This window comes from Bacillus sp. JJ1533 (genome assembly GCF_036965045.1).
Classification (GTDB): domain Bacteria; phylum Bacillota; class Bacilli; order Bacillales; family Bacillaceae_L; genus Ferdinandcohnia.
Map to the genome: position 1 here is coordinate 34,683 of NZ_JBALOV010000032.1, position 18,477 is coordinate 53,159.

Below are 18,477 nucleotides of genomic sequence, written 5' to 3' on the forward strand. Positions count from 1 at the left end.
ATACGAAATAGAAGGGGGGGTAATAGTATTTTCAGAAAGTTTTTTTAAAATTGAAAAGTACCTGCAACTAATTTCTCAATAAATTTCTGATTTTCCTATAACTTTAGTAATTAATACCAACCAATAGACCTATTATAAAATGGTAACTAATCCTCATGACGGTGGACCTTTTCGAATGGTAATATATTAGTAATTAATTTGTTTAGTAGTCAAATTAATTATATTTTTTGGAAAAATGGAAGCGCATTCTGAAAACGCTAACTAACTAGAAACGCATCATAAATCGACTTCCTCTTATTTCCCATTCAACTTAGCAGTACATGAAATTGAGAATGTATACGACCCTCAAAAATTCAGGGGTGGTATTTATTCTATAAATCTTACTATTTCTATAGGAAGACTTATCATTTAACTAGGGGAGGAAGAAAAATGGCATCAGTATCGAAACAAATCAGGAAGGCTTCAAAGCTAAGAAAAAAACTCTTAGCAAGTACACTTGCACTATCGATCGTAGTTCCGACGATAGGATTTGCAGATGAACAGGGCTACACAGGTGAAGAGGGGGAAGCTACTCCGTATACCGGTCGAGGTGCAATCACAACTTATAAAGTTGCAAAAGCAGAAGGACAACCAGAAATTGAAGTTGCAACTCAAGATAGAATTCTTGAAATTGGCGACAAGTATTTTAGAGATGCAAATGGCAGTAGAAGCTTAGATATTTATGAAGACTGGAGAAAGCCAGTTTCAGAACGTGTAGCAGATTTGATTAGCAAAATGAGCCTTGAGCAAAAAGCTGGATTAATGTATATCAATACACACACTCCAGAAGCTGATCCAGCAGATGGGAAATTTGTAACTCCCGAAAATAGTAAAATTGTGACTGATAAAAAATTGCGTCATGTTATTTACCGACTATCGCAAAACTTAGGGGATATTGCCAATTATAATAACCAAATGCAACAATTAGCAGAAGGGCTAGAATTAGGGATTCCGGTTGTGATTACTTCCAATCCAAGAAACTCTCAATCTACGGATTATACAAATATAACGAATGTTCAGGATCAACATACTTTCTGGCCTGGAACATTAGGTTTAGCAGCTGCTAGAGATGTAGAAGCTGTTGGTGAATTTGCTGATATTGCCCGTCAAGAATGGAGAGCTGCTGGTATTCGTAAGGTTTATGGATATATGGCCGACGTTGCAACAGATCCACTTTGGGCAAGAATTGAGGAGACATTTGGTGAAGATCCAAAACTTGTTGGCGACATGAATTATGAACTTGTGAAAGGATTCCAAACTGAAGAACTTGGTACAGACGGTGTAGCTATCACAGTTAAACACTTCCCTGGCGGTGGAGCACGTGACGATGGTCAAGATCCTCACTTTGAAAACGGTAGCTTTAATATATATCCAACAGAGGGAAGTATGGAGAAATATCACATTCCTCCTTTCAAAAGCGCGATTGAAGCTGGGGTATCTTCTGTAATGCCTTACTACGCATATCCAAGTAATGATAGTGCTGATCAAGGATTACCACCTTATAGTGAAAATGAGCAATTTGAAGAAGTTGGAATGACATTAAACGAGGGGATTATCCGTTATTTACGTGAAGGTCTAGGTTTCAAAGGATATGTTAACTCTGATTCAGGAGCTGTTGCCGGTAGCGCATGGGGGTATATGGATAAATCTGCAGTAGAAAAAGTTGCAAAAGCGATAAATGCAGGAACTAACATTATTTCAGGTGGTGCAACACCAGAATTAGTCATTGAGGCGGTTAACAGTGGTCTACTAGATGAATCAAAGATTGACGAATCTCTTACTTATACTTTATCTGAAATGATGACCTTAGGTCTTTTTGAGGACCCATACGTAAATCCTGATGATGCAATTGCTCTTGCAAATGATGAAGAACATAGAGCATTAGCTTATGAAGCACACCAAAAGTCAGTTGTTCTCATGCGAAATGATAAAGTAAAAGGTGAAAAACTATTACCGTTAACAGAAGAAAAGTTAGAGACAGTTAAGCTCTATGTTGAAGGATTTGTTGGTGTTACAGCACCTAGAAGCCTAAAAGACGAGGAAGCTGCAAAATATGTAGAGGAAAATTCTGCAATACAATCTGCTGGATTTACTGAAGACTTAAAGAAAACACTTAATGAAAAATTCCCTAACATCGAACTAGTTGATAGTGTTGAGGAAGCTACACATGCTTATGTTTATGTGAAACCAACTCAATCAAACTGGGATAATAATCCACGTATTACAGTTGGTCCAGAAACTGGAGTATCTGATGTAGACCGAATTGTTGATATCCAAAAAACAGTTCCGACAATTACAGCTGTAAACTTTACGAACCAATGGCTGATCAATAAGCTTGAACCAAAAGCTGCTGCATTTATCGGTACATTTGGTACAGAACAAGAAGCGGTATTTGATGTTATCACTGGAGAATTCAATCCTGTTGGTAAACTTCCATTCGCTATTCCAGCTAGTGCGCAAGCCGTAGAACGTGAAGTCGGTGATGTTCCAAGCTTTGCACCTGAAGAATATAAGCATTTCACGTATAAGACGAAAGCTGGAGTTAAATACGAATATGGATTTGGCATTTCTTACGACGAAGAAAAATCAAATAATGGTAAAAAAAATAATAAATAATGATCAAAAAGGAGCCGGCACAAATTGTGTACGGCTCTTTTCATTTATCTGATAATCCCTTATTTCACCGAAACCATCCTTTTTGTTTAAACCACACAAACATGCCAATTCCGATTACAATCATAAATGCTTGAATCACAAAATACCCATATCTATATGTAAGTTCAGGCATATGTGCGAAATTCATTCCATAAATTCCGGCAATAAACGTAAGCGGCATGAAGATGGTCGTGATAACGGTTAAAATGCGCATCACTTTATTGGTTTGGTGCGAGTTCAAGGATAAATAACTATCACGAATATCAGCTGTTAATTCGCGACTAGCATCAATTTTTTCAGTCAGTCGTAATAGGTGATCATATATGTCCTGAAAATATTCGATTCGATGCTGTAACAAATCAAGGCGATGGGAATTAATGATCCGATACATCAAATCGCGCATTGGCACCACTGTATGTCGTAAAGTTAGTAAATTATGTCGCGTTTCAAAAAGCTCATCAAGGAGCTCTTCCATCGATTTTTCATTTGAATTGTCTTCAATTTCATTTAATGTATCTTCCAACTGGTAGACAATCGGAAAATAATTATCTACCAGCTTATCGATGATGTGATATAACACGAGGGAGGGGTCCCAGTTCTTAAACGATTCAGTTACCATTAACCGGTTCCACACATCATTAATTTCACTGGATTCCATTAAATGAAAGGTTACAATATATCCTTCGCCGAGAAACATATTGATTTCTTCTTTTTCCAACGTTTCCTGCTGAAGACTGTGTGAAACAAAGAACGTGTTTTTCTCATAAAAATCTAATTTCGGGCGTTGCAACACATGGGTGCAGTCTTCAATAGAAAGTGGGTGGAAATGGAGTGTTCTCGATAATTCTTCAATTTCCGTTTCAGTTGGACAATTAAAATCAATCCAACACCATTTATATTCCGTATTATTTATTTCTAAAATAGGAATATCCGTAATTCGTTCATTATTGTGTGTAATTGCTGTAATGCGAATCATGAAATTACCTCGTTTTTATTATATAGCTGTGTATGTGTTTGAATAAACAGGCATCTTTTCTTTTCCATTTTCTGTAGTATAATAGAGTGATTCTAGGCTATAAAGGGGAAGTCAAAATGAAATCAAAACCATTTGTTTTAGTGAGTATTGTGCTTGCAATGCTTATTAGTGCTATGGATACGACAATACTCCAGACGACAGCGCCCACGATTGCAGAAACACTTGGCGGGTATAAGTTTTATGGATGGATGTTTGCCATATATGTGTTATTTTCTACAGTTTCCTTACCAATATTCGGGAAACTTGCAGATATCTATGGTAGAAAAAAGATCTTTAGCATCTCAATTATTCTCTTTACAATTGGATCCTTACTTTGCGGATTAGCTGATTCAATGGAAGAATTAATTATATATCGCGGTATTCAAGGACTGGGTGCCGGTGGGGTTTCACCATTAACGATGATTATTGCCGGTGACCTGTATTCAATTGAAAAGCGCGGTAAAATTCAGGGATTCTTTTCAGCCATGTGGGGAGTATCGGCAGTGATTGCACCATTTATTGGTGGCTTTTTCGTAGAAACATTGTCATGGCGTTGGATTTTCTTTATCAATATTCCAATCGGAATAATTGTTCTCATATGTTTAATTCCATATAAAGAAAACATTACGCGAGATAAAAATCCACTGAACTATCTCAGCGCATTTCTTTTTACAGGAAGCATGCTTGCATTCTTAATGAACACCATTACAACTGAAAATCTTGTACTCTATAATGTATTAGGTGTCATCTTCCTAGGCGCATTTATCTACACTGAGAATAAATCGGATAAACGATTTATCCCAATTGAAATTTTGAAAAACAAAAATATATCCTGGATGAATATTAATGGCGTTTTAATTTTCTTAAGCATTTTCGCGTTTCAAAGTTATGTTCCTTTATTTATGCAAAAGGTCCAGGGAATATCAATTATAGTAAGTGGACTCGTTCTATTCGGGATGAGTGCTGCCTGGATGTTTGCGTCTGTTCCATCAGGAAAGCTTATCTTAAAATATGGCTATCGCAATACGATTTTCTTTGGAAATGCATTACTTGTGCTTTCTGCAATTATGGCATTCTTCATGAATAAAGACACAAGCTTTATATATATATTTACGATTTTAACGATACAAGGTTTTGCATTCGGGATGGTTGTGACGATTGGAACCATCGGCTCGCAGGAATTGGCAGAAGCTCATCAAAAAGGAATGTCGACAAGTCTTCATTTCTTTGCAAGGAATATTGGTACCACATTTGGTGCAAGTATTATGGGAATGCTGATTACCAGTCAAGTCGATGTTGCTAAAGGTATGCATCATCTGAATTTGTATATGCTAATTGCAGTTATAGCTGCGACAATCATTAGCTTTTTGGCTAGTCAAAAACTGTACTCTCATAATCTACAAAAACAATAAAACATCAAAAGCACTTGCTTTTGATGTTTTATTCTATAATATTAGGTTATTTTATTGTATGATAAAAATAATTCGGATATTGAAATAGTTTCGTACATAACTTGGAGGCTTTTATGTTAAGAATGCTTGCGTATTTAAAACCTTATCGATTAGCCATTTCAGTCGCTCTTGGTTTAACATTTATTGAACTTGCAGTGGAACTCTTGCAACCGCTTTTAATAGCAAAAGTGATTGACGATGGTATATTACAAAAAGATCTTTCTGTAGTCCTGAAATGGGGCGGCATTATGGTTGGAATCTCGCTTCTGGCCTTTATTTCCGGAATTACGAATTCCTTTTTTGCTTCACATACAAGTCAAAGCTTTGCTTTTGACGTAAGAAAAGAATTGTTCGGAAAAATTCAGTCATTTTCATTCGCCAATCTTCAAAAATTCGATACAGCTTCGTTGATAACGAGAATGACGAATGACGTAACCCAGTTACAGAATACGGTGTTTATGAGCTTGCGTATCGCAATGCGTGCACCGATGCTGATCATTTTCGGGATGGTCATGGCTTTCCTTGTGAATGCAAAGTTGGCAATGATGCTCATTGTTACGACTCCATTTTTAATTTTGTTTCTAATTATCGTCATGACAAAAGCAAGGAGACTGTTCCAATCTGTCCAAAATAAATTAGATATTGTCAACGGTGTCATGCGAGAAAATCTTTCGGGGATGAGATTAATAAAAGCATTTGTAAGATGGAGACATGAAACGAACCGATTCTACCAAGCTAATGAAGAGCTAAAGGAGCGGACAATCACATCACTTCGCCTAATTGAATTGACGATGCCGTTGCTTTTATTATTAATGAATGGGAGTATTATTGCGATTCTTTGGTTTGGTAGCATTGATGTTAGTTTAGGAAATGTCCAAGTTGGGGAGGTTGTAGCTGTCATAAACTATACTACCAGAATTACTGGTGCGCTCGGTGTTTTCTCTTGGATCATCATGCATTTTTCAAGAGCAAAAGCTTCATCAGACCGTCTAGTTGAAGTTTTAGATACAATGGTAGATTTAGTAGAATCAAATACGAATGTAAAAATCGCTCAACAGGCAAAAGGTAAAATCACCTTATCACATGTTGATTTCAAATATCCAGAAACAAAGGAAATGATTTTACAGGATATTACGTTTACGATTCAACCAGGAGAAACGGTGGCAATATTGGGAGCGACAGGCTCCGGTAAAACATCCTTATTTCATTTGATTCCACGTTTATATGATGTTGTTCACGGGAGTGTTCAGGTAGACGACATCGATGTAAAAGACCGAAAACTTGATGAATTGCGAAAACAAATCGGCTATGTTCCCCAGGAGGCATTATTGTTTACCGGAACGATTATAGATAATATCCGCTGGGGCAAGCAGGATGCTACAATGGAAGAAATTATCGAAGCTGCACAACGTGCTCAAATTCATGCAACGATAGAAAAGCTCCCGTTACAATATGATACCGTCATTGGACAAAAAGGAGTAAATCTATCTGGTGGGCAAAAGCAGCGTATATCAATCGCAAGAGCACTTGTTCGCAAACCTAAAATCTTATTACTAGACGACAGTACCAGTGCTTTAGATCTAAAAACAGAAGCACAACTTCTAACTGAATTAAAAAAGTACACCTGTACAACCATGATCATAACATCAAAAATTTACACAGCCATGGCAACAGATAAAATCATATTGATGGAAGATGGTAAATTACTTGCTACCGGAAGTCACGCGGAGCTCATACAATCCTCGCCATTTTATCAAAAGGTCTATAAAACTCAGTTTAGAGAGGGGGGACAAGCTCATGTCAACGCGAATGAATCGTGCCAATCAAAATCATGGGGATAAACCGCAACTAGCAATGGACAGAATCGGTACCATAAAAAGAATTTGGTCCTATCTTGCGGTCAATCATAAATTATTGATGGCCGTACTTGCAATGGTTGTAGTAAGCTCTGGACTTGGTCTGCTTGGTCCGTTCCTATTAGGAAAAGGGATCGATGAATACATCGTCACGAAGGATCATAAAGGGATTCTCGTTCTTTTACTAGGGCTAGGAGTCGTTTATATTCTTCATTCCCTCTCATTATGGTATCAAGCTTATTGGATGGTAGGTATCGCTCAAAATACAGTATTTTCGATGAGGACAGAGCTTTTCGAACAATTGCATCGATTACCGATTCATTTTTTTGACAAACGTCAACATGGTGAGCTCATGAGTCGGATTACAAATGATATCGAAAATGTAAGCTCAACTTTGAATACATCTGTCATTCAAATCTTTTCAAGTTTACTAACGCTGATAGGGACAGTGGCAATTATGCTTTGGTTGAGCCCACTCTTAACCTTAATCACAATGATTATTATTCCAATCATGTTTATCGGGATAAAGTGGATCACGAAACGGACTGGGAAGCTATTTAAGGAACAACAGCGTTATTTAGGTGAACTAAACGGATATATTGAGGAGACGATATCGGGTCAACGAATTGTAAAAACATTTTCACAAGAGGAAACCGTGATGAGTGACTTCTTAGAAAAAAGCAAAAAATTGAAGAAAGCGGGCTATTATGCCCAGGCATATTCTGGCTTTATTCCGAAGTTGATGAACGTGTTAAATAACTTAAGCTTCGCGGTAATTGCCGGGATTGGCGGTATACTTGCTTTGAATGGACATATCACGATTGGAACAATCGTCATTTTTGCCGAGTATTCAAGACAATTTACCCGACCTCTCAATGATTTGGCCAACCAATTCAACACATTACTTTCAGCCATTGCAGGTGCTGAACGTGTGTTTGATATTTTAGACGAGGATATTGAGGCTAAGGATGAAACGAATGCGAAAAAAATGAACCATATCCAAGGTAATGTCAAATTCAATCATGTCTCTTTTTCCTATGAAAAAGAAGGGCATACAATTAGAGATGTTTCATTTGAAGTAAAACCCGGGCAATCTGTGGCTTTTGTTGGTCCAACAGGTGCAGGAAAAACAACAATTGTTAATTTATTGTCTCGATTTTACGAGCCAAATTCTGGTTTAATTTTAATTGATGGGGTAAATACGTCATCGATACCTAGAGAAAGCCTACGCCAAAATATGGGCTTTGTCCTGCAGGATACATATTTATTTCAAGCATCTATCATGGAGAATATTCGTTACGGAAGACTAGACGCATCTGATGAAGAAATAATTGAGGCAGCAAAATTAGCAAATGCTCATTCCTTTATTATGAAGCTGCCAAATCAATACCAGACCATTTTGAACCAGGATGGCAGCGGAATAAGCCAAGGCCAAAAGCAGCTACTTTCGATTGCCAGAGCAATCTTAGCAAATCCATCTATACTAATTCTTGATGAAGCAACAAGCAGTATTGATACAGTCACAGAAATGAAAATTCAAGAAGCACTTCAGCGATTAATGAAGGGAAAGACGAGCTTTATTATTGCACACCGATTGAATACCATTGAAAAAGCAGACCATATTATTGTCTTGAATGAGGGAGTAATTGTGGAAAATGGAAATCATGCATCGTTATTAGAACAAAAGGGCTATTATTACAATTTACATAATCGTCAACTTGAAAATCAAGTGATCTAGAAACCTTTTGACCAAAAATTACCTTTTATAATCTTTTCGGTATCCTCAAAAGATAAGGCTAAATAAGAATAAAAGGTGATGTCAAAAAATGAGACATTTTAAAGCTCTCGGAATTAAATTTATTATCATATCAATTGTCCTGTTGTCTCTGTTTGGAATTTTCAGAGGGGCATCTATTAGCAAAATACTTGTTATGAGCCTTCTTGTTACGGGGATTGCATACCTCATTGGTGATGTATTTACGTTACCAAGGATGGGCAATTTATTTGCTACCTTGGCAGACTTCGGATTGTCATTTTTCTCGATTTGGCTATTGAGCTATTTGTTGTTGGAAAACACGTCCTCATTAATCACAGCATCTCTTACTGCTGCTGCAGTCATAACTGCATGTGAGGCCCTTTTCCATGCCTACATGAAAGAAAAGGTAATCGGTGACGAAAAACGGAATCAAGGAACACAAAAATTTGAACCCAGTTATCAATCAGAGTTTGCAGAAGAATATGAGAGTGAACGAAGGGACCCGAAAAAGAAATAAAAAAGTTGCGGCTAAATCGTACAGATTTAGTCTTTTTTATTGCTTCTAGAAGGATTCATGCGATATTTGTTGAATATTGAAGAAAAGGAATATTTTTACCAAAGGGAGAGACATAAATTGTGATCAAAGCGGAAACAGATCCCGTTTTAATACAAATGGTACAAGAAAAAGACATGGGCGCCATTATTAATTGGTTTGAACAACGAAAAGAGAGTCTGTATAAACTTGCATGGACATATATGAAAAATACCGAGGACATTCAAGATGTTTTTTACCAAGTAATGCTAAAAATAGGGGCTCTACCTGTAAAACAAAGAAAGAATCCTAATTTTGAAAAATGGTTTTTTTTATTTTTTATCGAGGAATGTAAAAAAAGAAGAGTGCAAGAAGATTTAGATGATGTTCTGATTTTAACCTATATATTGGGATTTTCACAGAATGAGGTAGCAGAGATTCTTGAGATTTCAGCTCAAATAGTGAAAGAACGACTATATCAAGGAATTCAGAAATTAAACAGTGCTGAGCAAGCTCACTATCAGGAATTATATATTGATTATTTAAGTCGAGAATTAAACCGACCAGAGAAAATTGCACTTGAAATCCATTTACATTCATGTAAAAGCTGTCAGCAAAGCTTAGCTAGTTTCCAGCAGACAATATCCTCTATTATCGATGAAGCTAATGCAATTGTAGTCCCGGGAGATTTTTTGGAGCCTGTCATCACAAAATTAAAGACAGAAGAAGAGGCAAAAAGAAATAAAAAAAAGAAACGTACTACCATTGGTGTTGGAGTAGCTTCATTACTCTTTTTACTCATCCTAATTGGTTATTTCACAAACGCATTTGCTTACATGTATTATTCATGGCTAGATTGGCAAGACAAGGAGGACGAGCAATTACTTAACTTTTATAAAAGTGGCATAGGAGAGCCTCTCAATCTTGTCCAAGAATCAAATGGACTAAAAATAACGATAAAAAGTGCCATAGCAGATGATTTTCAAACCCTGATTTATTATGAGGTCGAGAACCTTGAAGGAAAAGATCAATATGGTATAAATTTTTGGGATGGTGTATATTTTGAGGATGAATTTGGAACCTTTGACCAGCAGGCCTATCCGATTAATCACTTACCCATTCAGCCATTAGAAAGTGATGGAACTGTATTTAAAGGAAAGCTCGGGCTATTACCAGTATCGTCAGAGGCTAAAACAATAAAATTAAATATTTCAAGACTCCAAAAGATCGGAAATGATTCCGAAGATCCAGTTTGGATGGATTACAACAGCGATGTCAGTTTTACCCCTGGGAATTGGAGTTTCGAAATACCAATTAAAAAGCAAGCTTCGATCGAGTATCCTGTCGATGAAAAATTAACAGTGGATGGTTTACCTATTGAGATAAATAAATTGATTATGGCTCCAACTGTAACAGCCCTACAATATAGTTATAAACCAAATGCAGTTGAAAAAAATATTAATGAATTATTTTTTAAAGGAATTGAAACAAAAGAAAAGACTGCAAAACCGATTGGTTATGGATGGAATTTTCCAGTGCAGAATAATACGAATGAATATTTCTCCTTTCAGTCTTTATTTGATTCTCTTTATTTTGATGATACAAAAGAGGCTCGTGTCCATCTACATTCATTGTCTTATTATATGAATGATTTATTCAACGTTGAGTTTAATATGAATCAACCGTTTCCGCAAGCTTTTGAATATCTTGGTAGTGAAATTTCAATCAACAAGGTTGAGCCCGGATTACCTACAAAAATTGAAGTATCAGCTGAAATGACTGAAGATCGAATATTTGAATCAATCGACTTTGAGATACTTGGTCAAAACAATACCTCAGCAGTGTCAATGGGGATTAGTAGTATGGAGGGAGTATTGGTCGATCGACATGGAAAGAGGTATGATCCTTATGAGTTCAATTATTACGCCATTCAGGATGTAGACGAGCTTCCGCGCCATTACCAAACGGAGATATTAATTGAGATTCATAATGATGCATCGGATGAAGAATTTATTCCTAGTTCGTTACAAATTCGCGGATATCAGAGCACTACTTATGTAGATGAAGTGATTACTTTTGAATTAAAATAAAAAAGCTCAGACATCTGAGCTTTTTTTACATCTTTTCGCTGCGGAATTGTAAGTATTGCTTTTTAGCGGAAGGGTTCTCTTCAAAAAAGTCAATCAAAGTTGACAAACAAAGAGAGGTTTCCTTACTAATATAATGCTCGAGTTTCTCCACTTCTTCATAAATATTTTTATCCTGTACGCCAATCATTTTTAAAAAGTCTTCTAGCATTTCATGTTTTTCGACTAGTTTTTTTGCGATTGTTGTTCCTTTATCGGTGAGTACAAAGCCTCTGTATTTTTCATATATACCAAATCCTTCCTCGTCCAATTTTTGCATCATCTTTGTGACGGAAGAAGGGAGGACATTTAATGAAGAAGCAATATCTACGCTTCGGGCGTAGCCTTTTTGCTGAATGGATAAGTAAATCTTTTCTAAATAATCTTCCATACTTGGTGTTGGAATCGTCATTACCGCCTTTCCAAGAACTTCTATTACTATTATATAATGAAACGCGGGTAATTTTCTATCTTAATCCTCTTCTTGTAGTCGAATATCTTTTAATCGAAAGCCTATAGATGTGCTTAAATCTAGTACATCCAACGACACAACCGCATTTTCAGGCATATCTAAATCCGAAAAAGTGATAGTACCACTTTGGTCTTTTGTGATTTCATATAATTCATAGTCTGCTAGATTTAATCGGTAGGCAACATCTTTCTTTTTCTCTACCGTAAAAGTCAAACTGTTATCTGAAACTGTAGATAATTCTGGTGTTTTCAGCTTGCGATCCTCATCAATCTTTATTCCTGTTTTTTGTTCTATAAATTGTTGTAGATTATCATTGCCGAGGATATTTTCTAGTTTTTGATTTTCATGCTCTGTCCGCATATAGAATGCCTCATTCGTATAAACATCGTCGAAATCGGCTTCATCTGCTGCTCCGTATAACAGAACATAATCATCAGCAAATATTTCTTGCGGGTACCATTCATGTGCCGAAACAGAGTAATGCAAGAATGAATTCCAAAGTACAGGCATATAATTGAGCCCTCTTAGTTTTGCCCATTTTGAAAACGGAAAATGGTGAGAAGGAAAATAATAATAGGCAAAATGATGACCGTACTCATGTGATAATGTATCTCGGTATTCGCGTGCATCAGAATGTTCATTACCATTGTAAAGGGTAATGCTGCTAATCAAAGGATGGTATATGCCAGTAATCATACTATTTGAAGGCGAGGGACCGTCCATGACTCGAACTTCCTGCAAAAGGTTAAATTCCTCACCATGTTTATTTTTAGTTAACTCTTTATATAATTCTTCTAATTGTAATTCATCCCAATTTTGCGAGTAACTTAGGAATGAAGTCCCTTCCGGCGATACATATTTGGCATAATAGGAAGGGTTATACGATTTTGGGTCCAAGCTTAGTAAAATAGGAAGACTGCAAAATAATAATAAAAAAACAATAACTTTTTTCTTCATGTTCGTACTCACTCCCATAAGTCATTTTATCATTCTTAAACCCAATGAATCTCTGTTTTATTTTGCCAGATTGAATTCCTCGATTATAATGGGAAAGGAAGAATTTAAACTTATAGTATAGGTTGGTGAAGAAAATGAATCGTGTTGTTATCGTAACGGGAGCAGCAAACGGGATCGGTAAAGGGATTGTAAAAGCGTATGCAGATATTGGGTCTAAGGTTGTTTTAGCAGATTTGGATGCTGAGGCTGGTAGTAAACTTTCAAGAGAAATTAACGAACAGGGCTCTGAAGCTATTTTTATCAAAACAGATGTAAGAAGCGAACAGGATATCCTCAAATTGGTAAACCAAACTTTTCAAACATATGGTAAAATTGATATTTTAATAAACAATGCCGGGAAAAATCTATTCAAGTCACCATTCGATGTAACAGTTGAAGAATGGGATGATGTAATCAATACAAATTTGCGAAGTGTTTTCCTTTGTTCGAGAGAAGCCGCAAAATATATGAAAGAATCTGGTGGCTCAATTGTTAATATTGCTTCTACGAGAGCGATCATGTCTGAACCTCACTCTGAAGGCTATGCAGCAACAAAGGGCGGAATCGTTGCAATTACTCATGCACTTGCTGCTTCATTATCGGAATATCGAATTACGGTTAATGCAATTTCTCCAGGATGGATTGAAACGGGTGACTATGAGGAACTTCGAAAAATGGACCACGACCAACATTTTTCAAAACGAGTCGGAAATCCAGCGGATATTGCGAGTGCATGTCTTTACTTGACCGATCCGAAGAATAATTTTGTTAATGGAATTAATCTTGTCGTAGACGGTGGAATGACAAGAAAAATGATATATGAGGAGTAACATAGAGAGGAAGCTTTAAATTTATGAAACTAGTATCTTGGAATGTAAATGGATTAAGGGCTTGTGTCAAAAAAGGATTTTTAGATTATTTTCACGAAATGGATGCCGATATTTTTTGTGTACAGGAAACAAAACTTCAAGAAGGCCAAATTGAATTAGAGCTTGATGGCTATCATCAATATTGGAATTATGCACTTAAAAAAGGGTATTCAGGGACTGCTGTATTTACAAAAGAGAAGCCACTCTCGGTTTCTTATGGTGTTGGTGATGAGAATGAAGAAGCTGAAGGACGAATTCTTACTTTAGAATTTTCTGATTTTTATTTAATCAATGTTTACACACCGAATTCACAACGAGATCTTGCACGGCTTGATTTCCGCCTCGACTGGGAGGATCGTATGCGCAACTATCTCATTCATTTAAATGAAAAAAAGCCAATTGTCCTTTGTGGCGATTTAAATGTTGCTCATTCCGCCATCGATTTAAAGAATGCAAAGTCGAATCGAGGAAATTCTGGATTCACTGATCAAGAACGCAGTAAAATGACTGATTTACTAAACTCTGGTTTTGTGGATTCCTTCAGACATTTTTATCCAGATATGACCGATCAATATACATGGTGGAGTTATATGCGAAATGTCCGTGAAAAGAATATTGGGTGGCGTATTGATTACTTTATCGTTTCCGAACAGTTTACGGACGGTTTAAAGGATTCTCAAATCCATTCCCACGTCATGGGCAGCGATCATTGCCCAGTCGTTTTGTTAATTGAAGAGTAGATAAAATTTTAAGGAATACTTTAAAGTAGGACAAACATAGATTACAATAAGAATGCTTATCGTTTTGTGATAATAGCATCTTATTTGGAGGTTAACATGCAAAACTGGATTACGGATTTTATGGATCAATTTGGGTATTTTGGAATTTTTCTCTTAATTGCACTAGAAAATATCTTCCCACCGATTCCATCTGAGGTCATTTTAACTGCTGGTGGATTTATGACTACAATAACAAAATTAACCGTGACAGGGGTTATAATTGCCGCAACAATCGGTTCGGTTGTAGGGGCGATTATCCTTTACGGAATTGGTCGTTTACTTGATGTGGAGCGCTTGGAGAAAATTGTTGATCGTTATGGTCGCTTTTTACGGGTAACAAAAGAGGATATTCATAAAGCAGACGCCTGGTTTGATAAGTACGGATATTGGACTGTATTTTTCTGCCGTATGGTTCCATTAATTAGAAGTTTGATCTCAATTCCAGCCGGGATGTCGAATATGAACTTTTGGATGTTCATTTTATTTACGACACTTGGAACATTAATCTGGAATGTGATTCTTGTGATGTTAGGAGCTATGTTCGGAGAATCTTGGGATGTCATAGTTCATTACATGGACATATACTCAAATATTACGTATGCATTAATCGCGTTAGCGGGAATTGGATTTCTTGTTATCTTTTTCACCAAGAGAAGATCTAAAACGAGATAATAAAAAAGGAGTACATTATATCTGATGGAGATTATTGAAATTATTAAAGCCATAATTTTAGGAATGGTTGAAGGACTCACAGAATTTGCACCTGTTTCTTCAACAGGACACATGATTATCGTTGATGATATGTGGCTAAAAACACAGGAGTTTCTTGGGAAGTACCCCGCCAATACATTTAAGGTTGTCATCCAACTTGGCTCTATTTTAGCTGTTGTTGTTGTATTTAAAGACCGGTTTATTGATTTATTAGGTCTCAATCGCAAAAATAAAATCGTTCCAGTTGGAGCAAAGCATTTACGATTAACACATATTATTGTTGGCTTAATTCCAGCTGGCGTACTAGGTGTTTTATTTGAGGATACAATTGATGATTATTTATTTACAACAGAAACAGTATTAATAGGACTAGTTATTGGTGCGATTTTAATGATTATTGCAGACCGTTACAGTAAAAACCATCCTAATACGCAAACCGTCGATCAAATTACGTATAAACAAGCCTTAACCGTAGGACTCATTCAATGTTTATCCTTATGGCCAGGCTTTTCACGATCAGGTGCCACCATTTCAGGTGGTGTTCTGGTAGGATTAAGCCATAGAGCAGCAGCCGATTTTACTTTTATCATGGCCGTACCAATTATGGCGGGTGCAAGCGGAATCTCCCTTCTTAAAAACATTGAGTATTTTCAAATGGATGCACTTCCTGTATTCATTGCAGGGTTCATTAGTGCTTTCATATTCGCTCTTATTTCAATTCGATTCTTCTTACGTTTAATTGATAAGATTAAGTTATTGCCTTTCGCGATTTACCGCATTGTTCTAGCCGCTGTCATTTATTTTGTATTTTTATAAGTTGAAAACATCTCTATTTAGGGATGTTTTTTTTATGGCTCTTCATATTACGGTCAATTTTGTGTAAAATATGGAAAAGTTCCAAACTTGTACAAAAATACTAGAAAAAGGGGAGATCAATGATTAGCTCGCGAAAATATTTTTTATTTGCGATCCTGCTGCTTGTCATCACAATTATGCCATCCATGCACCCACAACAAGAAAAGGCAATTGCAAATGTGAGCCAAAATCAAGTGCTTGGGCAACTGAATCAACTTGTCATGAATGAACCGAACTTAAAAGGAGCAATTGCCGGGATAAGTGTTAGATCCGCAAATACTGGACAAGTTTTGTTTGAACACGCTGGCGATGTCAGGCTTAGACCCGCATCCAATTTAAAGCTTATAACGGCCGCAACGGCTTTATCAGCCCTTGGTGGAAATTATCAATTTTCAACCGAAATCCTTACAGATGGAAAACTCGATGGAAACAAATTAACCGGAAATCTCTATCTGAAAGGTAAGGGAGATCCCACTTTGCTTCAGGAAGATTTGGATTTACTAGCGAAAAAAATTAAAAAATCTGGAGTCGATGTGATATTTGGAAATGTGATTGCTGATGATACTTGGTATGATGATGAGCGATACTCAACGGATTTAACCTGGACTGATGAAACCTATTATTATGGAGCGGCTGTATCGGGACTAACTGCATCTCCGAATAAGGATTATGATTCAGGAACATTAATTGTAGAAGTGTCACCCGGAAAGAAAGTCGGAGCTAAAGCTACAATTACCTTACAACCATCCAGCAATTACGTAAAAATTATCAATCACACAAAAACCGTTCGAAAAGATGAAAAGATAAGCATCAATATCATTCGTGCACATGGGGAGAATGTGATTAGTATTGAAGGGACTATTCCAATTAATGCGAAACCTGTTCAAGAATGGATGACCGTGTGGGAACCAACTGGATACGTATTGGATCTATTTAAGAAGTCATTAGCAAAGCAAGAAATCCATGTGATAGGAACGGAAGGGATTGCTAAAACACCTAGTACTGCGGTACTCCTTGCGTCAGACCATTCAATACCACTGAATGAACTCCTTATTCCGTTTATGAAGCTAAGCAACAATGGCCATGGCGAAACATTAGTAAAAGAGATGGGACGTCATCGTTATGGAGAGGGTAGCTGGGAAAAAGGGATAAATGTTGTGAAGGAAGAACTTCGTAAAATAGGTGTAGACCCAAGTAGTATGGTAATTAGAGATGGTTCAGGTATTTCGCATGTGAATTTGGTTTCTGCAAATGATATCTCAAAGCTTCTCTACTCCGCCCAAAAGCAAGAGTGGTTTCCAACGTTTTTACACTCATTACCGGTTGCAGGAAATAGTGAACGTCTTGTTGGTGGTTCTTTACGATATCGATTGAAAAGTCCCGGGATGGAAGGGAAGGTAAAAGCGAAAACAGGAACAATCACAACGGTGAGTTCATTATCAGGCTACATGAAAACAAGAAGTGGGGAAGACCTGATTTTTTCAATCCTATTAAATAATCTAATGAACGACGCCCACGGAAAGCCAATCGAAGATAAAATTGTCACATTATTATATGAATATTAAAAGCAGGCTCCCATGGCCTGCTTTTTCACATTGATTTATTCAGCTTTACCTGCTTCAATTTCGATTGAAATTTTCACTTGGTCTCCAACTAGAACCCCACCAGTTTCAAGTGCTGCATTCCAGACTAAACCATAGTCACTGCGGTTAAGCTGACCATTTGCACTAAAACCAACTTTTTCATTTCCCCATGGATCTTTTCCTGCACCCTCAAACACAACTTGGAAAGTTTCAGTTCGTGTTGTACCACGAATGGTTAAATCACCTGTAACATCGTATTCTCCATCATCTGTTTTTACGATTGAAGTTGATTTGAACGTCATTGATGGATGGTTTTCAACATCAAAGAAGTCAGCTGAACGAAGGTGGTTATCTCGATCTTCATTCTTTGTATTAATACTTGTAAGGTCTATTTTGAATTCAATATTAGCTGTTGTTAAGTCGGCTGGATCTGCTTCAATTATAGCTTCAAAGTTTTCAAAAGAACCTTTTACCTTTGCAATCATCATGTGTTTTACAGAAAAATCAATACTACTGTGGGATGTATCTACTGCCCATTTAGTGTTTGCCATTATAAATTCCTCCTAATAATATTATTTCAGTATTATTTATCTTGAATTCGAGATATATTACTTTAAGATAAATTATAATGGGTAATTTTGTTAATGTCAATATAAAAAAAGAATATTTTTTTAAGCATGATTTTCGCTTGAATTTGTATCTCATAGTAAAATAAGCATAATGGGGATAAGAGAAGGGAAATTTAATAAAATAATGTTCGTTTCTTTTGATCATTGGAGGTA

General features: G+C 36.6%; 15 protein-coding genes. 11 read left to right on the forward strand and 4 right to left on the reverse strand.

Annotation, left to right across the window (positions count from 1 at the left end):
• Nucleotides 1-429 precede the first annotated feature (429 nt).
• The gene (locus V7138_RS16880) at nt 430-2,655 is read left to right on the forward strand and encodes a glycoside hydrolase family 3 protein (RefSeq protein WP_335399429.1); all 2,226 of its coding nucleotides are present in this window, start codon (nt 430-432) and stop codon (nt 2,653-2,655) included.
• A 64-nt stretch (nt 2,656-2,719) separates the two neighbouring features.
• Here V7138_RS16880 and corA read toward each other — a convergent pair whose 3' ends face one another.
• A complete protein-coding gene (gene corA, locus V7138_RS16885) occupies nt 2,720-3,670 on the reverse strand; it encodes a magnesium/cobalt transporter CorA (protein WP_335399432.1) in 951 nt (316 codons plus the stop codon).
• A gap of 116 nt (nt 3,671-3,786) precedes the next feature.
• On the opposite strand from corA, the gene V7138_RS16890 reads away from it, so the two are divergent.
• From V7138_RS16890 to V7138_RS16910, 5 genes are all read left to right on the forward strand, one after another.
• Nucleotides 3,787-5,121, forward strand: coding sequence for an MDR family MFS transporter (locus V7138_RS16890; protein ID WP_335399433.1), 1,335 nt, complete (start codon nt 3,787-3,789; stop codon nt 5,119-5,121).
• Between the two features lie 113 nt (nt 5,122-5,234).
• Nucleotides 5,235-7,001, forward strand: coding sequence for an ABC transporter ATP-binding protein (locus tag V7138_RS16895; protein WP_335399435.1), 1,767 nt, complete (start codon nt 5,235-5,237; stop codon nt 6,999-7,001).
• On the forward strand, nt 6,958-8,754 hold the full coding sequence (locus V7138_RS16900; protein WP_438824369.1) for an ABC transporter ATP-binding protein: 1,797 nt from the start codon (nt 6,958-6,960) through the stop codon (nt 8,752-8,754). Before V7138_RS16895 ends, V7138_RS16900 begins: the two co-directional genes overlap by 44 nt.
• Before the next feature lie 88 nt (nt 8,755-8,842).
• Nucleotides 8,843-9,289: a YndM family protein gene (locus V7138_RS16905; RefSeq protein WP_335399437.1), complete on the forward strand. Its 447-nt coding sequence runs from the start codon at nt 8,843-8,845 to the stop codon at nt 9,287-9,289.
• Between the two features lie 119 nt (nt 9,290-9,408).
• Nucleotides 9,409-11,394, forward strand: a complete 1,986-nt coding sequence (locus V7138_RS16910) for a DUF4179 domain-containing protein (RefSeq protein WP_335399439.1) — start codon at nt 9,409-9,411, stop codon at nt 11,392-11,394.
• A gap of 25 nt (nt 11,395-11,419) precedes the next feature.
• Here V7138_RS16910 and mntR read toward each other — a convergent pair whose 3' ends face one another.
• Both mntR and V7138_RS16920 read right to left on the reverse strand, forming a co-directional pair.
• A complete protein-coding gene (gene mntR / locus V7138_RS16915; RefSeq protein ID WP_418794522.1) occupies nt 11,420-11,842 on the reverse strand; it encodes a transcriptional regulator MntR in 423 nt (140 codons plus the stop codon).
• 60 nt (nt 11,843-11,902) lie between these two features.
• Nucleotides 11,903-12,859: a hypothetical protein gene (locus tag V7138_RS16920; RefSeq protein ID WP_335399441.1), complete on the reverse strand. Its 957-nt coding sequence runs from the start codon at nt 12,857-12,859 to the stop codon at nt 11,903-11,905.
• Between the two features lie 134 nt (nt 12,860-12,993).
• Between V7138_RS16920 and V7138_RS16925 the strand changes: the two genes are divergently transcribed.
• From V7138_RS16925 to dacB, 5 genes are all read left to right on the forward strand, one after another.
• Nucleotides 12,994-13,728: a glucose 1-dehydrogenase gene (locus V7138_RS16925; protein WP_335399442.1), complete on the forward strand. Its 735-nt coding sequence runs from the start codon at nt 12,994-12,996 to the stop codon at nt 13,726-13,728.
• A 23-nt stretch (nt 13,729-13,751) separates the two neighbouring features.
• Nucleotides 13,752-14,507: an exodeoxyribonuclease III gene (locus V7138_RS16930; RefSeq protein WP_335399444.1), complete on the forward strand. Its 756-nt coding sequence runs from the start codon at nt 13,752-13,754 to the stop codon at nt 14,505-14,507.
• 96 nt (nt 14,508-14,603) lie between these two features.
• On the forward strand, nt 14,604-15,218 hold the full coding sequence (locus tag V7138_RS16935) for a DedA family protein (RefSeq protein WP_335399446.1): 615 nt from the start codon (nt 14,604-14,606) through the stop codon (nt 15,216-15,218).
• A 24-nt stretch (nt 15,219-15,242) separates the two neighbouring features.
• The gene (locus tag V7138_RS16940; protein ID WP_335399449.1) at nt 15,243-16,073 is read left to right on the forward strand and encodes an undecaprenyl-diphosphate phosphatase; all 831 of its coding nucleotides are present in this window, start codon (nt 15,243-15,245) and stop codon (nt 16,071-16,073) included.
• 119 nt (nt 16,074-16,192) lie between these two features.
• Nucleotides 16,193-17,677 carry a D-alanyl-D-alanine carboxypeptidase/D-alanyl-D-alanine endopeptidase gene (gene dacB, locus V7138_RS16945; RefSeq protein ID WP_335399451.1) on the forward strand — a complete coding sequence of 495 codons (1,485 nt, stop codon included), beginning with the start codon at nt 16,193-16,195 and terminating at the stop codon, nt 17,675-17,677.
• Between the two features lie 35 nt (nt 17,678-17,712).
• Here dacB and V7138_RS16950 read toward each other — a convergent pair whose 3' ends face one another.
• The gene (locus V7138_RS16950; RefSeq protein WP_335399453.1) at nt 17,713-18,246 is read right to left on the reverse strand and encodes a YceI family protein; all 534 of its coding nucleotides are present in this window, start codon (nt 18,244-18,246) and stop codon (nt 17,713-17,715) included.
• Between the last annotated feature and the right edge of the window lie 231 nt (nt 18,247-18,477).